Below are 9,942 nucleotides of genomic sequence, written 5' to 3' on the forward strand. Positions count from 1 at the left end.
CCGGCCCGCCGCTCCCCCAGGAGGCGACGGGCCGGGCGCGCTGCTCTCTCCTCCGACCGATGTCAGGAGACCGAGGTCAGGAGAGCGGCGTCACGAGGCGGGCGTCAGGTACATCCCCGAGGCGTCCTGGCCCGCGGTGTTGCGGCAGGCGTAGTCGGCCCCGCTCTGCGCCCAGAGCAGGCTCAGGCAGTGCCCGAGGGCCAGCTGGGCGTAGTAGTCGGGGTGCATCGACTCCTGGGTGGTGCCCTGGGTGGTGGTGCCGACGTCGACGAACCGGGCCCACTCGCTGGTGGTGGCCGACGGCGGGCTGCTCGGGGTGGCCAGCTGGGTGGCGGTGGAGCAGACCTCGCGGCCCTGCAGCAGGTCGCGCAGGTCCAGGAACTGCACGCCCTTCGCGGCCGCGACCTTGGCCAGCTGGTCGGAGACCTCCGGGACCAGGGTGTCCCGGGCCCAGTCGGAGTCGACGTTCCAGAACGGGCAACCGCCGGTGTCGGCGCGCGTCCAGCCGCTCTCCGGGTAGCGGTTCTCGCTGCTGCGCGGGATCGGCGAGGGGTAGGACTGGAGCACGATCCGGTAGTCCGAGTCGGTGTAACCGTCGGCGGTCATCGCCGCGCGGACCTCGTCGATCGCCTTGCCGACGCCTGCCATCGCGGCGGGCATCTTGGCGTCGATCGTCTGCTGCTGGGTGCTGTTGCAGTAGGAGTCCCAGATCAGGTAGTCCTCGGCGCAGCTGGTGATCACGTCGGAGAAGCCGAGGTCGTTGCCGCCGATCGACAGGGTGATCAGCTTGACGTCGTCCTTCGCCGCGAGCTGGGCCAGCTGGTCGGCCTGCGGGGCCTCGCCCTTGAAGGTCTGGCCGCCGTCGGCGGCGCGGAAGACGTCGGCGGTGGTGGCGCCGGAGCAGGCCAGGTTGACGCCGGCCTGGGCGATGCCGGTGGCACTGGCCACCTCGGCCACGTCCGAGCGGTCGCAGCCGCTGGCGTAGGTCGAGCCGTAGACCGTGGTCGGGTCGTAGCCGCTGCCGTTCCAGGCCCGGTCGGTGCCGTCCCGGTCGGTGCCGGTGTCGTCGCTGTTGCCCATCCAGCGACCGGCCTCGCCGGAGATGTAACTGTCACCGAGCGTGACGCTGACCGTCGGGCCGGTGGGGACGGCGGCCTGCGCGGGGGCGGCCAGGGTGAGCAGACCGCCCGCGCACAGCGGCAGCGTGAGCAGCGCGGCGAGCGGTCTGCGGAGCAAGTGGGCGCGCTTGACCTGTGGGGATCGTTCGAGCACGGCGAACTCCTGCGGAAGGCGGCGCTCCGCGTGGGGAGCGGGGCGCCGCTGAGGGTGTGGGAGGGCCGCCGGCCGGTGGCGCGATGAATGTGGCATGAGCGCGCTGGTTACCGCTAGGTAGCTGCGCCACCTTTCTCACGTTGTTACCGGCACGTTAACTCCGCCCCCCGGGCACCCCGTGGCAAAGCCCCTCAGATCGACCGCGCCCGGGCCGGCGCGCCGCCGAGCACCGCCGCCAGGTCCGCGGCCACCAGCGGCGCCTCGGCCGGGTCCAGCTGGGCCACCGTGATCCGGATGCCGGCCGGCGACTCCAGCCGGAACGGCGCCCCCGGGGTCACCGCCCAGCCGCGCTGCAACATGCCGACCACGGCCGCGGTCTCCTCCGGCACCGGCACCCAGACGTTCACCCCGCTCACGCCGTGGCCGACGATGCCGTGCTCCGCCAGCGCCACCAGCAGCGCGTCCCGGCGCTCCCGATAGGCCTCGGCCACCCCGGGCGGTCGGGCCCCCAGGGTGCGCCAGAGCTCGGCGGCGGTGCGTTGCAGCAGGTGGCTGACCCAGCCGGTGTCCAGCCGCTGCCGGCCGAGCAGCCGGTCCACGGTGTCCTGGTCCCCGGTCAGCACGGCGAGCCGCAGGTCGGGGCCGAAGGCCTTGGCGGCCGAGCGGATCACCGCCCAGTGCGGCACCACGGGCTGCCGGTCCGCACCGCAGGCGAGGGTGGCGAACGGCTTCTCGGTAATGCCGTGGCCGTGGTCGTCCTCCACCAGCAGCACCCCGGGGTGGGCGGCCAGCAGCGGGCGCAGCTCGGCGGCCCGGGCCTCGGTGAGCACCGCGCCGGTCGGGTTCTGCGCCCGGCTGGTGACCAACAGCGCGCGCACCCCGCCCGCCAGCGCCGCGGCCAGGGCGGCCGGGCGCAGCCCCTGGTCGTCCAGGGCCACCGGCACCGCGCGCAGGCCGTGGGCGGGCAGCAGGTCGAGGGCGCTGCTCCAGCCCGGGTCCTCCACCGCGACCGCGTCGCCCGGGCGCAGCCGGCCCGCCAGCAGGCGGTCGATCGCGTCCAGCGCGCCGTTGGTCACCGCGAAGGCGGCGGCCGGCAGGCCGTCCGCGTGGAAGCCGGCGGCGGCGAAGCCGATCAGCTCGGGGTCGGCGACCGGGTGCCCGTAGAGCACCGGGGCCCGGTCGGCCGCGGCGGCGGCCACCGCGAGGGCCTCGGCGAGCGGGGGCAGCAGCCGCGGGTCGGGGTTGCCGGCGGACAGGTTGCGGGTGCCGGGCGGGGCGGGCGGGCGGGCGCGGTCGCGCGGGGTGGTGACCGGGCGGGGGCGGATCCGGCTGCCCTTGCGGCCGGCGGTCTCGATCACCCCGCGGTCGCGCAGCAGGCGGTAGGCGGCGGCCACGGTGTTCGGGTTGACGCCCAGCTCGACCGCGAGTTCCCGCAGCGGCGGCAGCGCCTGCCCGGGTTCCAGCTCGCCGGTGCCGACCGCGCGTTCGACGTCGGCGGCGATCTCCGTGGCGCGCCGCCCTTGGATCCGATAGTCTCCTAGCACAAAGTAGATTATGCACTAGTACATAGGGGGATGTCATGTCGAAGCCGGCGCCGGTCGAAACGCCCACTGCGGAGCACCAGGCGGAGCGCACCGAGTACGCCCGCACCCCGCGCACCACCCCGACCCGCTACAAGGACCGGGCGACCTGGGAACGGGCCCGGATCCACGCGATCCTGGACACCGCCTGGGTCTGCCACCTCGGCTTCGTCGCGGACGGCGCACCGGTGGTGCTACCGACGATCTTCGCCCGCGTCGACGACCGGCTCTACCTGCACGGCTCCACCGGCAGCCGCCCGCTGCGCACCGCGAGCGGCGCCGCCGGGCTGCCGGTCTGCGTGACCGTCACCCACGTCGACGGCCTGGTGCTGACCAAGTCCGCCTTCAACCACTCGGTCAACTTCCGCTCGGTGGTGGCGCACGGCATCGCCGAGCAGGTCACCGACCCGGACGAGCTCGCCGTCGCGCTCGACGCGCTGGTCGACCACGCGGTCCCCGGCCGCTCGGGTGACGTGCGCCGGGCCAACCCGAAGGAGCTGGCCAAGACCGCGGTGATCCGCCTGGTGCTGGACGAGGTCTCGGCCAAGACCCGCGACGACGGCGCCGACGACGACCCGGAGGACCAGGACCTCCCCTTCTGGTCCGGCGTGGTCCCGATGGCCACGACCTACGGCGCCCCCGTCCCGCACCCGGGCACCACCCGGGAGCTGCCCGACTACCTGCACGACTTCCAGCCGGGCGAGCGGAAGGCGGACGTCTGATGCTGATCCGCTCCTGGGACCGCGGCAGCGAGGCCGAGTGGCGCGCCTTCCTGGCCGGACGGGACTTCGGCGTGCTCGCCGCGAACGGCGCCGGCGAGGACGCCTGGCCGGTGCTGGTGCCGACCCACTTCCTGCTGGACACCGAGCGGGAGGAGATCCTGCTCCACCTGGCCGCGCCCAACCCGCTGTTCACGGCGGTCGCCGCCGACCCGCGGGTGACCCTGATGGTCACCGACGACTACGCCTTCATCCCCGGCTACTGGCGGCCGGGCCAGACGCCGACCAGCCACTACACCGCCGTGCAGTTCGAGTGCGAGGCGCAGGTGGTGAACGACGCGGCGGGCAAGGCGGAGATCCTCAACCGCCAGCTGGCGCACTTCCAGCCGGAGGCCGTCGAGCCCCGGGTGGCGCCGGGCGCCGAGCCGTTCGGCCCCCGGCTGAGCGGGATCCGCGGGCTGCGACTGACGGTCCGCCGGGTCCGGGCCAAGTTCAAGTACGACGACAAGGTGCCCGTCGAGCAGCAGCTGGCGCAGGCCGAGCGGCTGGCCGAGCGGGCCGCTCCCGGGGACGCCGGGGCCCGCGCCCAGCTGCTGCGGCGCAACGCGGCCCGGGGCGGCTGTCCGCTGCCGGCGGCCGACTGACGGGCCTGCCCGCACCGCTGCGCACCAACCGCCGTGCACCAACCGACGGAACGACATACCCGGTCATTACCGGCATGACGGGCGGTCAGCTGATCTGATGGTCAGGACCCTGCACCCCGACCCGGGAGGCCGTTCTGTCCAGGACCGCGCCGGCGCAGCCCGCCGCCGAGAACGCCGAGCTGGGCCACGTCGTCTTCATCTCGGCGGCGGCGGCGATGGGCGGCTTCCTGTTCGGCTACGACAGCGCCGTGATCAACGGCGCGGTCACCGGCATCCAGAAGCACTTCCACGTCGGCAGCGGCGAGACCGCCTTCGTGGTGGCGATCGCGCTGCTCGGCTCGGCCGCCGGGGCCGTCGCGGCGGGCTGGCTGGCCGACCACCTGGGCCGGGTGAAGACCATGTGGCTGGCCGCCACGCTCTTCGCGATCAGCGGCGTCGGCTCGATGTTCCCGCCCAGCGTCCAGGTGCTGGCGCTGTGGCGGGTGCTGGGCGGCATCGCGATCGGCATCGCCTCGGTGATCGCCCCGACCTACATCGCCGAGGTCTCGCCGCCCGCCTACCGCGGCCGGCTGGCCTCCTTCCAGCAGATGGCCATCGTGCTCGGCATCATGGTCTCCCAGCTGGTCAACTACGGGCTCAACCAGGGCGCCGGCGGGGAGTCCACCAACCACCTGGCCGGCGTCCAGGCCTGGCAGTGGATGCTCGGCGCGGAGACGGTGCCCGCACTGGTGTACGGGGTGATGGCGCTGTTCATCCCCGAGTCGCCGCGCCACCTGATCGCCACCGGCCGCGAGGAGCGGGCCCGCGCGGTGCTGCGCGAGGTGGAGGGGCCCGCGGTCGACCCGGACGCCCGGGTGGCGGAGATCCGCGCGGTGCTGGCCGGCGCGCACAAGCCGCGCCTGCCCGACCTGACCGGCGGTCGGTTCGGCCTGCTGCCGATCGTCTGGGTCGGCATCGGCGCCTCGGTCTTCCAGCAGTTCGTCGGGATCAACGTGATCTTCTACTACTCCTCGGTGCTCTGGCAGTCGGTGGGCATCAACGAGAGCAACTCGCTGCTGATCAGCATCTCCACCTCGATCGTCAACGTGGTCGGCACGGTGATCGCGATGTCGCTGGTGGACCGGATCGGGCGCAAGCCGCTCGCGCTGGCCGGCTCGATCGGCATGGCCGGCGCACTGGGCCTGGCCGCCTGGGCCTTCTCCTACCGCACCGGCACCGGCAGCAGCGCCACCCTGCCCAGCCTGCAGGGCACCGTGGCGCTGGTCGCCGCCCACGTCTTCGTGCTCTGCTTCGCCTTCTCCTGGGGCGTGGTGGTCTGGGTGCTGCTCGGCGAGATGTTCCCGAACCGGATCCGCGCGCTCGCCCTCTCGGTGGCGGCCTCCGCCCAGTGGATCGCCAACTGGGCGATCACCGTCAGCTTCCCCGACCTGGCGAACTGGAACCTGTCGGCCACCTACGTGATCTACGCGTGCTTCGCGCTGCTCTCCATCCCGTTCGTCGCCTTCTGCATCAAGGAGACCCGCGGTCGGGCCCTGGAGGAGATGGGCTGACGGCGGCAGCCGGGCCGTGGCGAACGGCCGCCCGCGTGGCCGGGTGGCCGGTGGCCGGGTGACCGGGTCGCCGGGTGGCGCACGACACGCCGATCTTGGAACCGAACTGACTCCCGCTCGGCTGCCGACCCGCATAGCATCGTCCCCGCGGGCCGCCGTGGCCCGGTCCGCGGCTCACCAGGAGACACCCGATGGCCGAAGAACCCCACGATCCGGCACAGAACGTCAGTTTCCCGAGCAACGGGGGGCAGGCGCACGGCTACCTGGCACTGCCGCCCGAAGGGCGCGGACCCGGCCTGCTGGTGGTCCAGGAGTGGTGGGGCCTGACCACGCACATCAAGGCGATCACCGACCGGTTCGCGGCCGAGGGCTTCGTCGCGCTGGCCCCCGACCTCTACGGCGGCAGCACCACGCACGACGCGGCCGAGGCCGCCGAACTGCTACGCAAGCTGCCCACCGAGCAGGCGGTGCGCGACCTGCGCGGTGCGGTCGACTTCCTGCTCGGGCACCCTGGGCTGGTCGGCGACGCGATCGCGGTGGTCGGCTTCTGCATGGGCGGCGGCTTCGCGCTGCGGCTGGCCGTGCAGGAGGGCGACCGGGTGGCGGCCGTGGTCCCCTTCTACGGCCTGCCGCGCGAGCCCGACTACAGCTACCAGGGCCTGAGCGCCCACGTGCTGGGCCACTTCGCCGAACGCGACCACGGCCTGCCGGTCGAGACGGTGGACGAGGCGGCGATCCGGATCGGCGAGGCCACCGACCGCCGGCCCGAGATCCACTTCTACCCGGCCGGCCACGCCTTCGTGAACGACGAGAACCCGCAGGGCCACTACGACGCGCTGCAGGCCGGGATCGCCTGGCGGCGCACCCTCAGCTTCCTGCGCGGGCACCTGGGCTGAGAGCGACCGTCACCTGCCGGTCGGCCTGACGGTGGCGAAGGCGGGGTAGCCGGGCAGCGGCGGAACGTTCCACCCGGCCGCCACCCGCTCCAGCAGCAGCCGGGCGGTGGCGGCCAGCGCGGGCAGCTCCGGCAGCGCGGCGACCCGCTCCCAGCGCTGCCGCAGCACCTGCCGGCGGGTCGCCACCGGGCGGCGGGTGCGGTGCATCGGCGCGTCCTCGGCCAGCACCCGGGGCAGCATCTGCACCGTCAGGTCCACCGTCCAGACGGCCACCGCCGCGGCCATCCCGGCCTGCCAGACGGTGTCGTCGGCCAGCTCCGGGTAACAGCCCGTCACCTCCTCCCGGAACACCCGCTCCACCCGGGCAGCCGGCTCCTCGGGCAGCTCGAAGACGCACCAGCAACTGGAGAACGGCATCCGGCAGTAGGCAGCGGTCAGGAAGACCGACTGGAAGCCGGCCGCCTCGAAGTCGATCAGCCGCAGGCCGTCGGCGGTCAGCAGGTTGTTGTCCGGGCAGGTGTCGCCGGGGGTGAAGCCGGGGAAGCGCTCACCGCCGGCCGTCCCGATCCGCGCCAGCTCATCGGCCAGCCCCGGCGCCGGCTCCACCCCGGCCGCGCGCAGCACACCGGGCAGCGCGGCGACGTTGTCGGCGATCCACGGCTCGTCCTCCCAGCTGGGCAGGCCGAGGTCGTAGCGCTCCCAGAGTTCGGCGAAGGCGCCGCGGTGCCCGGTGGCACCGGCGGCCAGCCGGCCCAGTCCGCGGGCCCAGTCGAGCAGGGCCCGCTCGGCGGCCTGCGGATCGGTGCCGAGCAGCAGGTCGGCCAGGGTCGGCGCGGCCCCCAGGTCGGCCATCACCAGCAGCGGGAAGTCCCGGTCCACGGCCAGCAGTTCGGGGCCGGCCAGGCCGAGCGCCAGGCCGGCCGCCTCGGCGGTGAAGGCCCGGCGCGCCTCGGTCTCCGCGGTGAACGCCTTCACCACCACGCTGCCGCCCGCCTCGGTGCGGCAGCGCAGCACCGTGCTGCGGGAACTGCCGCCCAGGTCGACCGGATCGGACAGGCGGTGGCCCAGCAGCGTGCCGGCGGCCCGCAGGATCTCATGCATCCCCGGATGCTGCCATGGTGCTTCGGACCAGCCAAGTTGATTTTCGATCAGCCTCGACCAGTTTTCGATCGGGTTATACCGGGTAACTCACCCAACCTGTCCGTACCTGTCCATAGCGTGGACAGGCCTCCATGCCACCGTCATAGTCGGGCGAATGCCGAACCGAGCCACCACCACCGTCGGCTGCACGCCGAACCACCCAGCGCCCCATCCCCGTCCGCGCCTGCGCCCGCGTGCCCACCTCCGCCGCCGGCCCCGCCCCTGCCGGCCGCGCGCGCTCGACTGGGCCGGGCGCGACTACCTGATCCAGACCGGCGCCACCGTGGTCGGCGGCCTCGGCAACGCCGGTGCGCCCATCGCCACCGCCTTCGCCCTGCTGCGGATGGGCGGCGGCGCCGCCGCGATCGGCTACGTCACCGGCGCCCGGCTCGCCGCCACCGTGCTCTTCCTGCTGATCGGCGGCGCGGTCGCCGACCGGCTCCCCCGGCACCGGGTGATGGTGGCCGCCAACCTCGGCAACGCGCTCTCCCAGGCGGTGCTCGCCGCCCTGGTGCTGAGCGGCACGGCCCGGCTCTGGCAGGTGGTGCTGCTGGCCGCGGCCAACGGCGTCGGCCAGGCCTTCTACGCCCCCGCCGCCGAGGGCATGATCATGGAGTCGGTCGACCAGGAACAGGCACCGCGGGCCTTCGCGCTCTTCCGCACCGCGCTCAACTCCTCGCAGATCGGCGGTGCGGCGCTGGGCGGTGCCCTGGTCGCCGCGGTCGGGCCCGGCTGGGTGCTGGCGCTGGACGCCACCACCCTGACGGCCGCCGGTGCGCTGCGGGTCTTCCTGCGCGCACCCGCGCCCGCCACCCGCGAGGCCGGCCCCGGCATGCTGGCCGATCTGCGTGAAGGCTGGCGGGAGTTCGTCGCCCGGCGCTGGCTCTGGGCGGTGGTGGTGCAGTACGGCGTGGTGAACGCCTGCCTGATCGCGGCCGAGTCGGTGCTCGGCCCGCTGGTGGCCGACCAGCGGCTCGGCGGGCCGCAGCCCTGGGGCCTGGTGAACGCGGCGATGGGCGCCGGGCTGGTGGCCGGCGGGCTGCTGATGGTGCGGTGGCGGCCGCGCCGCCTGCTGCTCGCCGGCACCTTCGGCATCCTGCTCTTCGCCGCCCCCGCCGCCTCGCTGGCCGCCGGCGCCTCGCTCACCGTGATCGGCTGCGCGATGTTCGCCTCCGGCGTCGGCGGCACGGTGTACGGGGTCTGCTGGATGATCGCGCTGCAACAGGAGATCCCCGCCGCGAGCTTCTCCCGGGTGGCGGCCTACGACTGGTGCGGCTCGGTGGCCCTGGCGCCGGTCGGTACGGCGGCGGCCGCGCCGCTGGCCGGGGGGCTCGGGCTGAACGGGGCGCTGTGGGCCTGCGCCGGCGGGATGACGCTGCTGTCGCTGCTGGTGCTGGCGGTGCCGGAGGTGCGCAGCCTGGCCCGCGCCACCCCGGCGCCGGTGGGCGGCTCGAGGCGGGCCGCACCCGGCACCGAGTCCGCCGGGGCGGCGGTCCGGGATCGGCCCAGCACCCGGAACAGCGGCGGAGCCGCCAGCACCGACAGCACCGCACCGGCCAGGAACGGCGCGCGCAGCCCGGCGCCGTGGGCCAGCACGCCGGCCGCCGCCGCACCAAGCGCGGCACCGGCCGACGCCACCATTTGGTAGGCCATGCTCACCCGGCCGAGCAACCGGTCCGGCACCAGCTCCTGGCGCAGCGAGACCGCGTTGACGCCCCAGGCCAGGTTCAGCGCGCCGTAGCCGACCGTGGCGCAGCCGGCCGGCAACCACCCGTGGGCCAGCCCGGCCACGGCCAGCGCCAGCCCGGAGCCCACCATGGTCACGGTCAGCGTCCAGCGCGTGCCCAGCCGCCGGCCGAGCCGGGGCGCGGCCAGTGAGCCGAGCACCCCGCCGACCGCGAAGGCGGCCACCAGCAGGCCGTAGCCGACGCCACTCAGGTGCAGCACCTGACGGGCGTACAGCACCAGGACGGCGAGCACCGCGCCGAAGACCGTGCTGACCGCGGCGGCCGCCAGGCAGAGCACTCCGAGCAGCCGGTGCCGGGCCAGCCAGCGGGTGCCCTCGACCGCCTCGGCGAGGAGCGAACGGCGCGGCGGGCGGCGCGCGGCGGGGTCGGCGGCGCGGGCCGGGGCGGCGTCCG

At 74.6% G+C, this 9,942-nt stretch carries 8 protein-coding genes and 1 pseudogene; 5 read left to right on the forward strand and 4 right to left on the reverse strand.

All coding sequences use genetic code 11. The features are described 5' to 3' along the window. Positions 1-90: 90 nt before the first annotated feature. Both ACQRUO_RS36115 and ACQRUO_RS36120 read right to left on the reverse strand, forming a co-directional pair. Positions 91-1,272: a GDSL-type esterase/lipase family protein gene (locus tag ACQRUO_RS36115; RefSeq protein WP_428320404.1), complete on the reverse strand. Its 1,182-nt coding sequence runs from the start codon at positions 1,270-1,272 to the stop codon at positions 91-93. Between the two features lie 191 nt (positions 1,273-1,463). After that, on the reverse strand, positions 1,464-2,816 hold the full coding sequence (locus tag ACQRUO_RS36120; protein ID WP_428320405.1) for an aminotransferase class I/II-fold pyridoxal phosphate-dependent enzyme: 1,353 nt from the start codon (positions 2,814-2,816) through the stop codon (positions 1,464-1,466). 35 nt (positions 2,817-2,851) lie between these two features. Between ACQRUO_RS36120 and ACQRUO_RS36125 the strand changes: the two genes are divergently transcribed. From ACQRUO_RS36125 to ACQRUO_RS36140, 4 genes are all read left to right on the forward strand, one after another. Continuing rightward, the gene (locus ACQRUO_RS36125) at positions 2,852-3,574 is read left to right on the forward strand and encodes a pyridoxamine 5'-phosphate oxidase family protein (RefSeq protein WP_428320406.1); all 723 of its coding nucleotides are present in this window, start codon (positions 2,852-2,854) and stop codon (positions 3,572-3,574) included. Continuing rightward, positions 3,574-4,215 carry an FMN-binding negative transcriptional regulator gene (locus ACQRUO_RS36130; protein ID WP_428320407.1) on the forward strand — a complete coding sequence of 214 codons (642 nt, stop codon included), beginning with the start codon at positions 3,574-3,576 and terminating at the stop codon, positions 4,213-4,215. The genes ACQRUO_RS36125 and ACQRUO_RS36130 overlap by 1 nt, the downstream gene beginning before the upstream one ends. Positions 4,216-4,349: 134 nt before the next feature. Beyond that, positions 4,350-5,765 carry a sugar porter family MFS transporter gene (locus ACQRUO_RS36135; protein ID WP_428320411.1) on the forward strand — a complete coding sequence of 472 codons (1,416 nt, stop codon included), beginning with the start codon at positions 4,350-4,352 and terminating at the stop codon, positions 5,763-5,765. A gap of 191 nt (positions 5,766-5,956) precedes the next feature. Continuing rightward, positions 5,957-6,661 carry a dienelactone hydrolase family protein gene (locus ACQRUO_RS36140; RefSeq protein ID WP_428320408.1) on the forward strand — a complete coding sequence of 235 codons (705 nt, stop codon included), beginning with the start codon at positions 5,957-5,959 and terminating at the stop codon, positions 6,659-6,661. A gap of 9 nt (positions 6,662-6,670) precedes the next feature. On the opposite strand, the gene ACQRUO_RS36145 is transcribed toward ACQRUO_RS36140, so the two are convergent. Beyond that, positions 6,671-7,762, reverse strand: a complete 1,092-nt coding sequence (locus ACQRUO_RS36145) for a hypothetical protein (protein ID WP_428320409.1) — start codon at positions 7,760-7,762, stop codon at positions 6,671-6,673. Between the two features lie 154 nt (positions 7,763-7,916). On the opposite strand from ACQRUO_RS36145, the gene ACQRUO_RS36150 reads away from it, so the two are divergent. Next, positions 7,917-9,449, forward strand: a complete 1,533-nt coding sequence (locus ACQRUO_RS36150; protein WP_428320410.1) for an MFS transporter — start codon at positions 7,917-7,919, stop codon at positions 9,447-9,449. Here the strand turns inward: ACQRUO_RS36150 and ACQRUO_RS36155 are convergent. Further along, positions 9,344-9,850, reverse strand: a pseudogene (locus tag ACQRUO_RS36155) (MFS transporter); the annotation flags it as partial. The gene ACQRUO_RS36150 and the pseudogene ACQRUO_RS36155 overlap by 106 nt on opposite strands. Positions 9,851-9,942 lie beyond the last annotated feature (92 nt).

It is taken from the genome of Kitasatospora sp. LaBMicrA B282, from assembly GCF_050325825.1.
Taxonomy (GTDB): domain Bacteria; phylum Actinomycetota; class Actinomycetes; order Streptomycetales; family Streptomycetaceae; genus Kitasatospora.

Excerpts from the sequence above, each read along its gene's own strand:
- ACQRUO_RS36125 (WP_428320406.1), top strand. The coding sequence starts at position 2,852 with ATGTCGAAGCCGGCGCCGGTCGAAACGCCCACTGCGGAGCACCAGGCG.
- ACQRUO_RS36130 (WP_428320407.1), top strand. The coding sequence starts at position 3,574 with ATGCTGATCCGCTCCTGGGACCGCGGCAGCGAGGCCGAGTGGCGCGCC.
- ACQRUO_RS36140 (WP_428320408.1), top strand. The coding sequence starts at position 5,957 with ATGGCCGAAGAACCCCACGATCCGGCACAGAACGTCAGTTTCCCGAGC.
- ACQRUO_RS36145 (WP_428320409.1), bottom strand. The coding sequence starts at position 7,762 with ATGCATGAGATCCTGCGGGCCGCCGGCACGCTGCTGGGCCACCGCCTG.
- ACQRUO_RS36150 (WP_428320410.1), top strand. The coding sequence starts at position 7,917 with ATGCCGAACCGAGCCACCACCACCGTCGGCTGCACGCCGAACCACCCA.